The following is a 15229-nucleotide window of genomic DNA, read 5'->3' as shown; positions in this document are numbered from 1 at the left end:
ACGTGACGCCGCATAGCAGCGATTGGTGGCGGATACATTTTTTCTCTCTGCCTCATTCCTGTGCGTGTCACAGGAATCCAGCAGCGCTGCGTCTGCGGCGCGGGAGGGTCTTTTCAGCCCAGGGACTTGGCCTGGCTGGATTCCGGTGACGAGCACAGGAATGAGGAATCAAGAGAGAAAGCCTTGCCCTGTCGGAAGACGGGGCAGGTGAGCGCTTGGGTAAGCCCCGCGTGGCCCCATAGGACCGGCTCTGTTTCAGGCCGCCATGGACTGACCGGCGAAAACACTCGTCAGGATCTTGCGGTCGAACGGTTTCAGCAGGAAATCGTCGGCACCGGCCCGCTTGCCGGCCATCATCTTCTTGAGATCCGCCTGGACGACACAGTAATAGATCCGCACCGAAGCGCCCTCAGGCAGGCGACGGATATTGCCGATCAGGTCGAGCGCACCGTCCAGGCCCGCATCGACGATCAGGATGTTCGGCAGTTCGGCCTCGCATCGCACCAGCGCTTCAAGGCTGCTCGGCGCCTCGGAAACCAGGAATCCCATTCCCGACAGGATGCGCTTCCCGACCTTACGCACAACATCCGATCCGTCAGCAATCATCAAGCGCCGCACGTCCATCTCCTTCCCGCTCCGCCACACGCGAAACCATCTCCATGAAGCAATCCTATACGGATTTGGCAAAGAAACAGTTACCGCGGTGACGCGGCATCACCCGCCGCGCTGAAAACCGCCGACGCTTCCGGTCGGTCGGAGGGATGCGGTCGTGAAGCATACGGGAGGGCGCATGGGTCCTCCCGTCACCGGAGCAATGAGACGATGGAAATCGGCCAGATTTGCCGAAAGCCGCGCTTGGTTCCGCCTCAGGCGCTCACCGTTTCGGGCGCTACGACGCGAGCGGTGAAGACGATCGCTTCGCCGGTCGATACGACGTCGATCGCCATACCGGCCTCTTCCGCCAGGAGCACCGTGTAATAGGGCTGGATCGAATGTGCGTCGACCGCCTCCTCCGGCGTGCCGGAGATGAGCTCCACCAGCTTGGGCGGCACGCGCATCATCCGACCCTTGGCATTGAGGGTGAATATCGCGTCGAACTCCGGATTTTCCAGAGTGATGTCGATGACGCCGCCACGCGGGATCGAGCCGTAAGCGATCAGGAACAGGTTCAGGAGCAGCTTGACGCGGTTCTTGGCGATGATCGCGCGCGGTCCGTTCCAGTTGACCTCGGTCTTCTTCTCCGAAGCGGCAAAATCCTTGGCGGCCTTCTCGGCCTCGCCGGTGTCGATCGAGGCACCGACCGAGCCCGAGGCCCCGAAGGCAAGGCGCGCGAATTTCAGCCGTACCGAGGCATTGAGCGCGCTGGTGCGAATCAGGTCCATCGCGTCCGCATCGGCGCCGCCCTCGTCGAGGAGTTCGAGACCGTTGTTGATGGCGCCGACCGGCGAGATGATGTCGTGGCAGACGCGGCTGCACAGCAGCGCGGCCAGATCGTGTCCCGTCAACGTCAGATTCGGATTCTTTGCCATCATTCTTCCTTGCTCGCTTCAAACCGGATCACGGGCTGTCGCGGCGCCGGGCGCGCATAAGCCCGACGCAGCTCCCGCACGGTCGTGAGTAAGATCATGAGGCGGGCGGTCGTGCCATATGTCGATAAGCCATAATGACATCACATTTGGTAAACCGATTGTTAAGATGATCCGTTCAAATTGTCGGAGCACCCCGATTTCAGGTGGGTTCCTGGAAGCCGATAAGGTGCACTCGTTCCAAATGCTAGTGCGTCCCGCGCGCATGCTTGTGAAAATGGCCCGTGCCGGCACCGACGGCGCAGCCGATGGAAGAGCCGGTCATGACGGCCGGCGCGCGAGCCGCTTTCGCGCCCCGACGGAGGAAACGATGCAGCCGATGATGAAGACCACCCTGATGGCTGTCCGCGCTATTGTGACCATGATGGCCCTGGTGGCCGGCACCCTGATCGCCGGCACCTCCGGCGCGCAGGCGCAATCGCAAAACTCAAGCCAGTACACGATGCAGGAGATCGTCGACGCCGGTCATGGTTTCTTCGGCGAAACGTCCGGGGGCCTTGCCAAGGTCGTCGAGCGGGCCTTCGAGCGCTATGGCCTGCCGAACGGCTATATCCTCGGTCAGGAAGGATCCGGTGCCTTCATCGCCGGCGTCACCTATGGCGAGGGCGAGCTCCATACCAAGAATGTGGGGCAGCACAGCGTCTTCTGGCAGGGCCCGTCACTCGGGCTCGACTGGGGCGGCCAGGGCAGCCGCGCCATGATGCTCGTCTACAATCTGCCGAGCGTCCCGGCTCTTTACAAGCGCTTCGGCGGCGTCTCCGGTTCGGCTTACGTGGTCGCCGGCGTCGGCATGACGGTGCTGACGGACGAACATGTCGTGGTGGTGCCGATCCGCACCGGCATCGGCGCGAGGCTCGGTATCAATGTCGGCTATCTCAAGCTGACGCAGCAGCCGACCTGGAACCCCTTCTGAGGCGCCCGCGGCACGGCGCCGATGAACTGCCCTTCGAAAAGACGTGCAAGCTTGCGGTAATTGTTGCAGCATTTCCTGCATCATGCTTACTGCATGAACGCGAATGACTGCCTGCTGCAGACCCGGTCCACACTGAAACGGCCCGCACGTGATTGAATATGCGCTCCTCTTTGCCCTGGGCTTCCTGACGGCGGTCGTCATCGGCCTTCTCGTCGCACCTGCCATCCAAAGGCGCATCGTGCGCTTTGCGGAGGACAGGCTGAAGGCAACGATGCCTCTGAGCCCGCAGGAAGTGCGCGCGCAAAGGGATGCGGCGCGCGCGACTTATGCCGTCGAAAACGCCAAGACGCTTCAGGCGCTGCGCCGCGAGCGCGACAAGGCTGTCGCGCTGATGGTTCAGCATGAAAGAACCCTGAGGGACACGCGCCATCTGGTGAGCGAAAACACCGAACTTCAGGCGCAGCTGGCGGATATGAACGTCGAGGCGGCCACCATGCGCTCTGCCATCCGTCAACTGGAGCAACGCCTGGAAAGCATGGAGGCGGCTGCCAAGAGCTCGGCACGAGAGAACGGTGCGAATTCCGAGACCGTGCGCTCGCTGCAGAGCCGGATCGACAAGCAGAGCGCGGACCTCGACGGCCTCAAGATAGACCTTGCGGCGCGCGACACCGAAATCGAGCACTTGAAGAACCGGATGAGAGCGATGCATGACGAGCGCGAGACTTTGCGCGCCAACCTGAAGGCAGAAACCGCCCGCGCCGGGGAAATGGAGCTGCGCCTCACCGGAGACGAGGCACGCATGCATCAACTCGAAAACCGGCTCGCCCGCGAAACGGCGGCCAATGCCGACCGCGAAAGTGCCCTCGAACAGCGCGCGGCAGAGATCGCCCATTTGAGGTCGCAGGTCAAAACGCGCGGTGCGAAGCGTTCGAAGCATGCGGACGGGCACGACGCCGCGACGGATGGCCTCGGCACGACCGCGCTTTCCGACGATCTCAGAAACCGGGCGACAGCGCTCTCCGAACGCCTTGTCGGTTCCAAATCGGCTGCTCACGACGAGGCGCTCCGCGAGGAGATGGCCGAAATCGCGGCTGGCATGGTCACCCTGACGGCGACGCGCGAGGGCGACACCTCGCCCATCCACGGCCTTCTTGCCGGCGAGGATGCCGAAGGGCAGGCAGGCCGAAGGAGCCTGGCGCGGCGGGTGAAGGAGATGCTGGAGCCCGAATGAGATCAGGGCGCCTGGCGAAGGCGGGATGCCCCTCATCCGCCTGCCGGCACCTCCTCCCCGCAAGCGGGGCGAAGGCATATGCCGCGCCGACCTGGTCCCCTCGCCATGCTCGCGGGAGGGCCCTGCCGGCACCACGAGTCCCCTTCTCCCCGCATGGCGGGGAGAAGGTCGCGGCAGCGGGATGAGGGGCAGCATCCGCACCCATCTTGCCTAAACGCTCGCCGTTGCGCTCAAATCCTGCCGTTGATGCTTGCAACCTGATGCAGCGCTATGCCCGCCGCCATCGCCACGTTGAGGCTGTCCAGGCCGGGCCGCTGCCGGATGCGGGCCGTGCGGATTTGCGAAAGGATCGTTTCGGGCAGTCCCTCGCCTTCGGTGCCGACAAGCAATGCGGTGCGCGGCGCCGGCGGGATTGCGTTGATGTCGGCGGTGCCGCGCGGGGACAAACCCCAGACGACGAAACCTGCCGTCTGAAGACGTTCGATCAGCTCCGCCGCCGTACCCTCGCGCGCGAAGGGCAGCGTCAGCACCGACCCCACGGATACGCGGATTGCCTTGCGGTACATCGGATCGCAGCTCGTCGAGTCCATCAGCACCGCATCGACCCCGAAGGCCGCAGCGTTGCGAAAGAGCGATCCCATATTGTCGTGGTTCGATATGCCGCAGGCGGCGAGCACGAGGCTCGACTGCGGTAAGCCTGCAATCAGCGCATCGCGGCCCGGCGCGGCATCGCGCCGGCCGAGCGCCAGCACGCCGCGATGCATGTTGAACCCGGCGATCGCGTCGAAGACGCGGCTGGCGGCCACATAGACCGGAACGTCCGGCGGAAACTGCGCGAGCAGCTCCGCGACGCCGGCGACCCGGCTCTCGAGGAGCAGGATCGCCTCGGCTGCGATGCCGCGCCCTTCGCGATGCGCAGCCGCAAGCATCCTGAGCACCACGGTCCCCTCGGCGATGAAGCGGCCCTGCCGTCCCGTCAGATCGCGCTCCTTGATCGACAGGAACCCGGCTATGCGCGGGTCCGCCGGGTCGTCAATGCGAAGGAGAGGCTCAGTCATGTCGTCAGTTGGTCCTGACCGTGACGTCGGCGACGATGCGGCCGGCCCTGATGTCGAAAACGATCGCACGCGGCTCCGCACCGGGCAAACTGCCGTAGAAGACGAGCTGCGAGCCGGAAAGCGCCACATTGCTCACCGAGAAGCCGGCCGGCAGCGCCGCAATGGCACTTACCGGCGCATCGCCGGGCACGCTCAGGGCCGGCTGCGCCGCCTCGGCGCTTCCGTCCGTGCGGGTCAGCTTGTAGACAATCGCCCCGAGGACGGCCATAAGCATCACCAGCATCACGCCGGCCGAGACGAGTTGCAGGCGCACCATCTTGCGACGGACGTTCTCCATCGCGGGGTCAAGCGGCTTGTCTTCCTGTTCTTCAGGCTCGATTGCGGTCATGGTCGGCTTTCTATCGGAATTGGAACGGAATGAACGATCCCTTTAAACAAGCGCCCGGCAATAGGAAAGTCCTGACGGCAGGCGATGACGCGGCCGGGCGCCTCGACGCCTTCCTGACGGAAGCGCTTGCGGGCGAGTTTTCGCGCAATCGCATCAAGAGCCTGATCGAGCAAGGAGCCGTCTCGATCAACGGCGCGACCGTCACCGAACCGAAGCGAAAGGTTCATCCCGGCGACTCCTTCCGGATTGCCCTGCCCGAGCCGGAGGATCCCGAACCCAAGGGTGAGGCGATCCCGCTCGACGTGCTTTACGAGGATGCCGACCTGATCGTACTGGTCAAGCCGGCCGGTCTGGTCGTGCATCCGGGCGCCGGCAATTGGACGGGAACCCTCGTCAACGCGCTCATCCACCATTGCGGCGACAGCCTTTCCGGCATCGGCGGCGTCAAGCGCCCCGGTATCGTGCATCGCCTCGACAAGGACACGAGCGGCGTCATGGTGGTCGCGAAGAACGATGCCGCACACCGCCACCTTTCGGACCAGTTCGCCGACCATGGCCGCAACGGGCCGCTCGAGCGCGCCTATCGCGCCGTAGTCTGGGGCCGGCCGCGCCAATTGAAGGGCAAGATCGACGCACCGCTGGGGCGGGCGGGCGACCGGACGAAACGGGCCGTCAAACGCGAAGACAGCGACGATGCACGCGAGGCGATCACGCATTACGAGGTGGTCGAGCGCTATCACGAGAAACCGGACGGCACCTCTCTCGCCTCCACCGTCGAGTGCCATCTGGAGACCGGGCGTACGCACCAGATCCGCGTGCACATGGCCCATATCGGTCATCCGCTCATCGGCGATCCGGATTACGGCGCGGCCTTCCGCACCAAGGCCAATCTGCTGCCGGAACCGGCGAGGGCCGCCGTCAATCGCTTTCCGCGACAGGCCCTGCACGCCTTCATGCTGCAATTCGAACACCCCGCAACCGGCGAGACCATGCATTTCGAAACGCCCGCGCCGGCGGATATGCAGGAATTGATCGCGGCGCTGCGGGCCGGAGCCCCTTGAATTTGCGTGTGAAGATTCCAATCTTATAGGCGTTTCAACTCGCCGATTTCTTTCTCCAGTTTGACGACAGCGTGAAACTGGATTCCTTGAATCATGCTTTCGCCGCACTTATCTATTAGCCTCGTGGGGTCTTGGATGAAGACCCACAGGCCCGGCCTGCCGTCCCGGAGGCCGGCGACGCACAAAGGGGGTGCTTCATGGCCCGCAATACCTTGCCGACCATTGCTGCTGGAGAGGGCGGTCTCAACCGCTATCTCGACGAGATTCGCAAATTTCCCATGCTCGAGCCGCAGGAAGAGTACATGCTCGCCAAGCGGTATCAGGAGCATGACGACCGCAAGGCCGCGCACAAGCTCGTAACGAGCCATCTTCGCCTCGTCGCCAAGATCGCGATGGGTTATCGCGGCTACGGTCTGCCGATCGGCGAAGTCATTTCCGAAGGCAATGTCGGCCTGATGCAGGCGGTCAAGAAGTTCGAGCCCGATCGCGGCTTCCGCCTCGCGACCTACGCCATGTGGTGGATCAAGGCTGCCATCCAGGAATATATCCTGCGTTCGTGGTCTCTGGTCAAAATGGGCACGACGGCCAACCAGAAACGCCTGTTCTTCAACCTGAGACGGCTGAAAGGCCGCATCCAGGCGCTCGATGAAGGCGATCTCAAGCCGGAACAGGTGAAGGAGATCGCCACGACCCTGAAGGTCAGTGAGGAAGAGGTCGTCTCGATGAACCGTCGCCTTTCGGGCGACGCTTCGCTCAACGCGCCGATCAAGGCGAGCGAAGGCGATTCCGGCCAGTGGCAGGATTGGCTGGTGGACGATCACGACAATCAGGAACAAATCCTGATCGAACAGGACGAGCTCGAGAGCCGCCGCGCACTGCTGGCCAATGCCATGAAGGTTCTGAACGATCGTGAGCGCCGGATCTTCGAGGCCCGCCGCCTCACCGAGGAACCGATAACGCTGGAGGATCTTTCGACCGAGTTCGACATCAGCCGCGAGCGCGTGCGGCAGATCGAGGTTCGTGCCTTCGAAAAGGTGCAGGAGGCCGTGCGCAAGGCTGCGCTGGAACGAGCCAGTGCGCTGCGCGTGGTTGAAGGCGCTTAAAGGACCACTCATTTCTCGACAAACGAAAATCCCGGCTGGACACCCAGCCGGGATTTTTTCATGTCTTCATGTGCTCTGAAACCACGCACTACCGGACGGAAAACCGTTACCCACTTTTCCAGGAAGTGCTCTACTGCCCGCTGGAAGCTGTGCTGCCGGGACTGCCCCATGCCTGCAAGGCCTTGTTGAAGGCGTCCGCTCCGCCCTGCCCCTTCTCCAAAGTGAGGAGCGCGCGGCGGCCGTTGCGATAGGTGATGGGGATATCGATCCAGCTGCGGCTGCGCAGAAGCTCGGTGTTGTTGCTGACCGCTTCGGCAAAATCGTTGAGCGCGATCATGTGGAAATCGTCGGTGATCTTTGCCGGGACTGCGATCAGCGGATCGCCGCGGTCCTGCTCGGTTCGCTTCATCGAAACGCGCTGGACGCCGTCGATGGCGCCGCCCTCGAAGCTCTCGGGCAGCGAAAACACGAATTCGATCACGTGACTTGCGGGCAAGGACGGATCGGCATTGCGCTTGATGGTCATCAGTGCCGTGAGGCCACGATCGGGAACCGTGATCTGCGCCTGGATCGCGGGCTCGGGCTTGGCATCGCCGCCGGGCGATTCCTCCTTGATCGACCAGGCAACGGTGCCGGGGATCGCGGTCGGTGAGGACTGGCCGAGCCTCTCTTCATAGAGGAACATCTTCTCGCCATCGGCGACGGAAACCTCGGGCTGCGCTGCCTCGCTGGCGGCCTGGCCGGGCACCGGCGAGGCTGTCTGATCCGCTGCCGCCTGCTGCACGCCGGCATTGGCGTTCGGCGGCTCTACCGCATGCGTCCGTGCGGCGACGGATTTGCCTTCCTGAGAAGCTGCCGTCTCGTTCGCGACGGCAGGTCCCTCGTCCATTTCCGTTCCATCGACAAGCAGCCGCTGAGTGAACTTGGTGGATGCAGCATCCGAAGGCGCTGCATTTTCCTCGATGCCGGACTGTTCGGCCGGTCGGTTCGCCGGCTCGGCCTCGCTACCGGGCGTCGCCGGTGCCGGTGCCTCGGCGGGATCACCCGGCATGAGCTTCGCGACCATGCCCGTGAGCCAGGCATTGCCCGCCTCTCTGTTCTGCCAGTAGGCGTAGCCGCCGGCGCCGAGGAGAAGCACGACCGCCGCGCCGATCGACAGGCGCTTGATGCTGAACCGGCTGGGCTTGGGCGTGGTGCGATAGGAAGTGGGGCGAGCAGGGACCGCCGGCGGCGCGGCAAGGCTGCCGTCCTTGTCCTTGTTGCTCGTCGGACCATTCGCCGTTCGCCCGTCGTCGTCAAAACCGAGCAGATCATCGACATGGTCCCAGGCCGTGCCGGCACGCTCTTCCTGGTTCGCGGCCGCCGGAGCCTTCTCGACGGGCCACGACCATTCGGAAATTTCCGGCTCGTCGGCCGGCCGGTCCTTCGTGCCTTCGGTTCCTTGGGCAAAGGGGTCGCTGTCGTCGAATGACCAGGAGCGCGCTGCGTCGGCCTCGCCGCGCTGCTGCTGCGTTTCCGCCTTTTCCGGCTCGACCGGATGTATGCCAAGCCGTTCAGGCTCGGCCGGCGATGTCTCGTCCTGCCTATGGTCTTCCGGCTCGGCCGGGGTCTCGCTCGGCCGTGCCGGGGGGGTGGTATCCTCCCATTCGGGCAAGGCCCACTCGGATGGTCCCGGCCTGTCCGGCACATCCTCGGCCTGGACCTCCACCGGCGCCGGCTCGGCCTGATGCGTTTCGATCTCAGCCTCATCGCGGCTGACATCCTGCGGATCGGGCTCGGCGGCCGTCACGTCTTTGGCCGGATGTTCCTGCTGCGCATCGGCCTCGGCGGCCGGCTGCTGTTCCTCGGCCGGCTCATCCCATTGCGGAGCGGCGGGGGCAGCGTCGACCGGCTCCACCTCGTGAAGCGGTGCCCCTTCGCGCGTGTCGACCGTGGGCGCCTCGGCAACCGGTGCAGGCGGCTCCTCATCGGGGGCCGCTTGCACCAGATCTTCAGGTTCTTCGGGGGCGGCGTCCGAAGCAGGCTCTTCGACCGGAGTTGGAGCGGTCTGTTCCGCTTCGACGGATGCGGCCGGCAGTCCCTCAGGCTCCGCCTCCTGTGTTACCGGTGTGGCGGCCTCGTCGCTCGGCGGTGCTTCGAGCGTATCCGGCTCGATAGCTTCGGTCTCCTCGACCGGCGGCAGGGCTTCGGCGTGTTCGCTTTCAACCTCGGAGATTGCCTGTTCCAGCTTGTTGAGCTGGCGGTTGATCATGTCGTCCGAGGGCCGGGGGTTCATGCTCTCGAGCTGACGGCGTACGGCACCGCGCGCCTTCTCGTAGACCCTGCCTCGCATTTCCAGTGTGTTTTCCGACAGGCCGTCGACCGTCCTGCGAATAACTGCAACAAAATCCGCCATCAGTACTTTCTCAATTTCGAGACCCGCGGCAATTGCCGCGTCGCCGCTTTCCCTGCGCCGACACTAGTCCTCAAAAGGGTCCGTCACAAGTATCGTGTCGTCCCGTTCCGGGCTGGTCGAAAGTAGCGCGACCGGCGCGCCGATCAGTTCCTCGACCTGGCGAACATACTTGATCGCCTGCGCCGGAAGATCGGCCCAACTGCGGGCACCCACCGTCGATTCTTTCCATCCCTCGAGCGTGATATAGACCGGCTTTGCCGAAGCTTGCTGTGCCTGACTTGCGGGAAGATGATCGATCTGCTGTCCATCCAGAGTATAGCCGACGCAAATCTTCAACTCATCCAGCCCGTCGAGCACGTCGAGCTTGGTGAGCGCTATGCCCGTGATGCCGTTGGCGGCGACCGACTGGCGCACCAGCGCAGCATCGAACCAGCCGCAGCGGCGCTTACGACCCGTCACCGTCCCGAATTCATGGCCGCGCTCTCCAAGGAAGCGGCCGATTTCATCGTCGAGTTCGGTCGGGAACGGCCCCTCGCCGACGCGCGTCGTATAGGCCTTGGTGATGCCGAGGATATAGCCGAGCGAACCGGGGCCCATGCCCGAGCCGGCGGCGGCCTGACCGGCGACCGTGTTCGACGAGGTCACGAAGGGATAGGTGCCGTGATCGATATCCAGCAGCGTGCCCTGCGCGCCTTCGAAAAGGATCCGTGCGCCCTTGCGGCGCTCCCGGTCCAGGAGCAGCCAGATCGTGTCCATGAACGGCAGCACGCGCTCGGCAACCGACGACAGCTCGTCCATGATCGCCTGATGGCTGATTTCCGCCTCACCGAGGCCGCGGCGCAACGCGTTGTGATGCGTCAGCAGTCGATCGACCTTGGCCGGAAGGGTGTCGAGATCGGCGAGATCCATGACGCGGATCGCGCGGCGGCCGACCTTGTCCTCGTAGGCCGGACCGATGCCGCGGCGGGTCGTGCCGATCTTCGTGCCGCTGTTGGAAGCCGCATCCTCGCGTATGCCGTCGAGCTCGCGGTGGAGCGAGAGAATGAGCGTGGCATTGTCGGCGATGCGCAGGTTCTCGGGCGTGACCTTGACGCCCTGGGCCGCAAGCTTGTCGATCTCGGCGAGCAATGCATGGGGGTCGATCACCACGCCATTGCCGATGACGGCGAGCTTGCCGGGACGGACGACACCCGAAGGCAGCAGCGACAGCTTGTAGCTGACGCCGTCGATCACCAGCGTGTGGCCGGCATTGTGGCCGCCCTGGAAGCGCACCACGATGTCGGCGCGCTCCGAGAGCCAATCCACGATCTTGCCTTTGCCTTCGTCGCCCCACTGGGATCCGACCACCACGACATTCGTCATAATTCTCTTCCTGTTCACGCGCGCATGCGGACGGTGCGCTGTTCTCAAACCCGCGCATCTATACTGTGTTGTCTTTCGGAAAGCGACCCCGTTATGAGCGGTGGTCAGTCCTTTTTGAATGACAAACCGCGGATTTAACGCCTATATCTCGAACTCTCGTGCCATTCCGGCAATCCTCCTCCATCCCGCACGGACCGTATCATCGTGAACGCCAGGGCCTATTTCTATCTCGGTATTACCGCGCTCTTTTGGGGCGGCAATTCGGTAGCGGGCAAGATGGCCGTCGGGCACGTCAGCCCGATGATGCTGACGACCTTGCGCTGGTTGCTCGCGCTTGCGGTCATCCTGGTCCTGATGACGCCGCAGATCCGCCGCGACTGGCAAAAGATCCGCCAGCACTGGCTGCAGCTGCTTGCCTATGGCGCCGTCGGCTTCACCATGTTCAATGCGTTCCTGTATTCCGCGGTGCAATACACCAGCGCCATCAATGCCGTCATCCTTCAGGCCGGCATTCCGATGCTGATCTTCATCTTCAATTTCGCGCTTTTCAAGATGAAGGCGTCGCTCGCCCAGGTCATCGGCTTTACCGTCACATTGATCGGCGTGCTCATTACCGCCGCCCATGGCGATCTCGCGAGCCTCATGCGCCTGAGCTTCAATTTCGGCGACGCGCTGATGATCCTCGCCTGCATCGTCTATGCCGCATATACGGTTGCGCTGCGGTGGAAACCGGCAATGCATTGGCAGAGCTTCATAGCCGCCCCGGCCTTCGGGGCGCTGCTGAGCGCCATACCGCTCCTCTTGTGGGAGATGGGGAAAGGCACGGCGATCATGCCGGATGCGAACGGCTGGGCGATCGTGATCTATGCGGCGATCTTCCCCTCGCTGATGTCGCAGGTTCTCTATGTTCGCGGCGTCGAGATGATCGGCGCCAACCGTGCCGGTCTGTTCATCAACGCCATTCCGGTGTTCGGGACCCTTCTCTCCGTCCTTCTGGTCGGCGAGATATTTCACCCGTTTCATCTCGCGGCGTTGGCACTCGTCCTCGGCGGCATCGCCATCGCCGAACGCGGCCGGCCGAAGCTGCCGCGGTGACATAAAGGCTCGCATGTTCGCGCGCGTGAGAAATCGCTTCGCGCTGTAGTAACCCGCCCCTCATCCGCCTGCCGGCCCCTTCTCCCCACACGATGGGGAAAAGGTGCCGGCAGGCCGGATGAGGGGGGCGACCGTGCTTAGTCGATATTGAACACCAGCGGCTTTGCCTGGCGGATCGCTTCGTTCGCCCGCAGCTTGTCGAGCACGATCTCCGAAACCGGGCCATCGACGTAAAGCAGCGCGATTGCATCGCCGCCCTGTTTCTCACGGCCGAGCTGGAAGTTGGCGATGTTGACGCCCGCGTCGCCGAGGGTCGATCCGATGAAGCCGATCATGCCGGGAACGTCGGTGTTGGTGATGTAGACCATGTGATTGCCGACATCCGCATCGAGATTGATGCCCTTGATCTGGATGAAGCGCGGCTTGCCGTCGGAGAAGACGGTACCTGCGACCGAGCGGGTCTGGTTCGCCGTCTTTACAGTCAGCTTGATGTAGCCGTCGAAGACGCCGGTCTTGTCGCGCTTGACCTCGGAAAGGATCACACCCTTTTCCTTGACCATGACCGGCGCCGAAACCATGTTGACGTCGGCCACCTGCGGGCGGATCAGGCCGGCGAGCGCCGCGCTCGTCAGCGCCTTGGTGTTCATCGCCGCGGTCGAGCCGTCGTAGAGTATCTCGATCTCCTTGATCGCACTTTCGGTGACCTGCCCGACAAAGGCGCCGAGAACGTCCGCGAGCCGGATGAAGGGCTTTAGGATCGGCGCCTCTTCCGCCGTGATCGACGGCATGTTGATGGCGTTGGTGACCGCACCCTTAACGAGATACTCCGACATCTGCTCGGCGACCTGCAGAGCGACGTTCTCCTGCGCCTCGGTGGTCGATGCGCCGAGATGCGGGGTGCAGACGACGTTCGGCAGGCCGAAGAGCGGGCTCTCGGTGGCGGGCTCGACCTCGAAGACGTCGAAGCCTGCGCCGGCGACGTGGCCGGCCTTGAGGGCCTCGGCAAGCGCCTTTTCATCGACGAGACCGCCGCGGGCGCAGTTGATGATACGCACGCCCGGCTTGGCCTTCGCGATCGCCTCCGCGTTCAGGATGTTGCGGGTCTTGTCCGTCAGCGGCACGTGCAGGCTGATGAAGTCTGCCTGGGCGAGGAGTTCATCGAGCTCGACCTTGACGACCCCCATTTCCTCCGCCCGCTCCTTCGACAGGAACGGATCATAGGCGATGACGTGCATCTTGAGACCGATCGCGCGGGCGCAGACGATCGAGCCGATATTGCCGGCGCCGATGACGCCGAGCACCTTGCCGGTGATCTCGACACCCATGAACTTCGACTTTTCCCACTTGCCGGCCTGGGTCGAGCCGTCGGCAGCGGGAAGCTGGCGGGCAACGGCGAACATCAAGGCGATCGCATGCTCGGCGGTGGTGATCGAGTTGCCGAAGGGCGTGTTCATGACGATGATGCCGCGGCGCGAAGCGGCGGGAATGTCGACATTGTCGACGCCGATGCCGGCGCGGCCGACGACCTTGAGATTGGTCGCGGCGGCGATCAGCTTTTCGGTCACCTTGGTGGCTGAGCGGATGGCGAGGCCGTCGTAATTGCCGATGATCTCGGCAAGCTTCTCCTTGTCCTTGCCAAGCTTCGGCTGGAAATCCACTTCCACGCCATGGTCGCGGAATATCTGGACAGCGGTTTCCGACAGTTCATCGGATACGAGAACGCGAGGTGCCATGAAGGCCTCCTTGAAAAACAGGTCTGAACCATTGGGGATTAGGCTTCGCCCTCAGGGAGAGCGAAGCGGATCGCATCGGATCAGGCGGCAGCCTGCGAAAGCGTCGCCTTCTGAGTCTCGAAAGCCCAGGCAAGCCACGGCATCAGCGCTTCCATGTCGGACGTCTCGATCGTCGCGCCCGCCCATATGCGAAGCCCGGACGGCGCATCGCGATAGTGGCCGATGTCGAATGCGACGCCTTCCTTCTCGAGGAGGGCCACGACGCCCTTGGCGAAGGCGGCCTGTGCGTCCGCGTCGAGCGCCGACACATCATTGTCGGCGATCTTCAGGCAGACCGACGTATTGGAGCGGGTTTCGGGCTTCACCGCGAGGTTGGCGATCCAGTCGTTGGCTGCAACGAAACGGTGAATGACCTCGGCATTGGCATCGGCGCGGGCCATCAGACCTTCGAGGCCACCGACCGACTTCGCCCAGAGAAGCGCGTCGATATAGTCCTCGACGCAGAGCATGGACGGCGTATTGATCGTCTCGCCGGTGAAGATACCTTCGATGAGCTTGCCGCCCTTGGTCATGCGGAAGATCTTCGGCAGCGGCCAGGCGGGGACATAGGTCTCCAGCCGTTCGACGGCGCGGGGGCTGAGGATCAGCACGCCATGGGCGCCCTCTCCACCGAGCACCTTCTGCCAGGAGAAAGTCACGACGTCGAGCTTGGCGAAATCGAGCGCCTGCGCGAAGGCGGCGGAGGTCGCATCGCAGATGGTCAGGCCCTTGCGATCCGCGGGAATGAAATCGGCATTCGGGACACGCACGCCGGAGGTCGTGCCGTTCCAGGTGAAGACCACGTCGCGGTCGAAGTCGACCTTGGACAGTTCCGGGAGCTCGCCGTAATCGGCTTCGAGGCGGCGTACGTCGGAGAGCTTCAACTGCTTGACGACGTCGGTCACCCAGCCGGCACCAAAGCTCTCCCAGGCCAGCATGTCGACGCCGCGGGCGCCGAGCAGCGACCAGAGCGCCATTTCAACGGCACCGGTATCCGAAGCGGGGACGATACCGATACGGTAGTCGGCCGGAACTTCGAGAATTTCGCGGGTAAGGTCGATCGCTTGCTTGAGCTTCCTCTTTCCGATCTTGGCACGGTGCGAGCGACCGAGCGGGGCATCGGAGAGAGCTTCGAGCGTCCAACCGGGACGCTTGGCGCAAGGACCAGAAGAAAAATGAGTATTGGCCGGGCGCATGGCCGGCTTGGCAGGCTTCGTCATATGCTATCCTCTCAGATAGAAGCCCCTCGTTGGGGAGGGGTGTCC

13 protein-coding genes are annotated in these 15229 nt (G+C 63.6%); 5 read left to right on the top strand and 8 right to left on the bottom strand.

The window, feature by feature from the left end:
* Positions 1-255 precede the first annotated feature (255 nt).
* Both M1D43_RS16615 and chpT read right to left on the bottom strand, forming a co-directional pair.
* A complete protein-coding gene (locus M1D43_RS16615) occupies positions 256-624 on the bottom strand; it encodes a response regulator (RefSeq protein ID WP_010970151.1) in 369 nt (122 codons plus the stop codon).
* A 242-nt stretch (positions 625-866) separates the two neighbouring features.
* Entirely contained in the window at positions 867-1529 is a 663-nt protein-coding gene (gene chpT, locus M1D43_RS16610) for a histidine phosphotransferase ChpT (protein WP_003527560.1), read from the bottom strand.
* 367 nt (positions 1530-1896) lie between these two features.
* On the opposite strand from chpT, the gene M1D43_RS16605 reads away from it, so the two are divergent.
* Together M1D43_RS16605 and M1D43_RS16600 are read left to right on the top strand one after the other, a co-directional pair.
* Complete coding sequence (locus tag M1D43_RS16605) at positions 1897-2499, top strand: DUF1134 domain-containing protein (protein ID WP_010970153.1); 603 nt, start codon at positions 1897-1899, stop codon at positions 2497-2499.
* Positions 2500-2647: 148 nt separating this feature from the next.
* Positions 2648-3730, top strand: coding sequence for a coiled-coil domain-containing protein (locus M1D43_RS16600; protein WP_318853534.1), 1083 nt, complete (start codon positions 2648-2650; stop codon positions 3728-3730).
* Between the two features lie 230 nt (positions 3731-3960).
* On the opposite strand, the gene M1D43_RS16595 is transcribed toward M1D43_RS16600, so the two are convergent.
* Complete coding sequence (locus M1D43_RS16595) at positions 3961-4788, bottom strand: TrmH family RNA methyltransferase (protein WP_003527563.1); 828 nt, start codon at positions 4786-4788, stop codon at positions 3961-3963.
* A 4-nt stretch (positions 4789-4792) separates the two neighbouring features.
* Entirely contained in the window at positions 4793-5176 is a 384-nt protein-coding gene (locus M1D43_RS16590; RefSeq protein ID WP_003527564.1) for a hypothetical protein, read from the bottom strand.
* A 29-nt stretch (positions 5177-5205) separates the two neighbouring features.
* On the opposite strand from M1D43_RS16590, the gene M1D43_RS16585 reads away from it, so the two are divergent.
* Positions 5206-6237, top strand: coding sequence for an RluA family pseudouridine synthase (locus tag M1D43_RS16585; RefSeq protein WP_153313674.1), 1032 nt, complete (start codon positions 5206-5208; stop codon positions 6235-6237).
* Between the two features lie 197 nt (positions 6238-6434).
* A complete protein-coding gene (gene rpoH / locus M1D43_RS16580; protein WP_003527567.1) occupies positions 6435-7340 on the top strand; it encodes an RNA polymerase sigma factor RpoH in 906 nt (301 codons plus the stop codon).
* A gap of 130 nt (positions 7341-7470) precedes the next feature.
* On the opposite strand, the gene M1D43_RS16575 is transcribed toward rpoH, so the two are convergent.
* Both M1D43_RS16575 and M1D43_RS16570 read right to left on the bottom strand, forming a co-directional pair.
* Positions 7471-9735 carry a hypothetical protein gene (locus tag M1D43_RS16575; RefSeq protein WP_153313675.1) on the bottom strand — a complete coding sequence of 755 codons (2265 nt, stop codon included), beginning with the start codon at positions 9733-9735 and terminating at the stop codon, positions 7471-7473.
* A 63-nt stretch (positions 9736-9798) separates the two neighbouring features.
* Positions 9799-11097, bottom strand: coding sequence for an adenylosuccinate synthase (locus M1D43_RS16570; RefSeq protein WP_003527570.1), 1299 nt, complete (start codon positions 11095-11097; stop codon positions 9799-9801).
* Between the two features lie 204 nt (positions 11098-11301).
* On the opposite strand from M1D43_RS16570, the gene M1D43_RS16565 reads away from it, so the two are divergent.
* Positions 11302-12192, top strand: coding sequence for a DMT family transporter (locus tag M1D43_RS16565; RefSeq protein ID WP_498814034.1), 891 nt, complete (start codon positions 11302-11304; stop codon positions 12190-12192).
* A gap of 137 nt (positions 12193-12329) precedes the next feature.
* Here M1D43_RS16565 and serA read toward each other — a convergent pair whose 3' ends face one another.
* Together serA and M1D43_RS16555 are read right to left on the bottom strand one after the other, a co-directional pair.
* Positions 12330-13925: a phosphoglycerate dehydrogenase gene (serA, locus tag M1D43_RS16560; RefSeq protein WP_010970158.1), complete on the bottom strand. Its 1596-nt coding sequence runs from the start codon at positions 13923-13925 to the stop codon at positions 12330-12332.
* An 80-nt stretch (positions 13926-14005) separates the two neighbouring features.
* Positions 14006-15184 carry a phosphoserine transaminase gene (locus M1D43_RS16555; protein WP_153313676.1) on the bottom strand — a complete coding sequence of 393 codons (1179 nt, stop codon included), beginning with the start codon at positions 15182-15184 and terminating at the stop codon, positions 14006-14008.
* Positions 15185-15229: the final 45 nt, after the last annotated feature.

This window comes from Ensifer sp. R1-3 (assembly GCF_056739175.1).
This window is presented reverse-complemented; position numbering and strand designations above follow the sequence as displayed.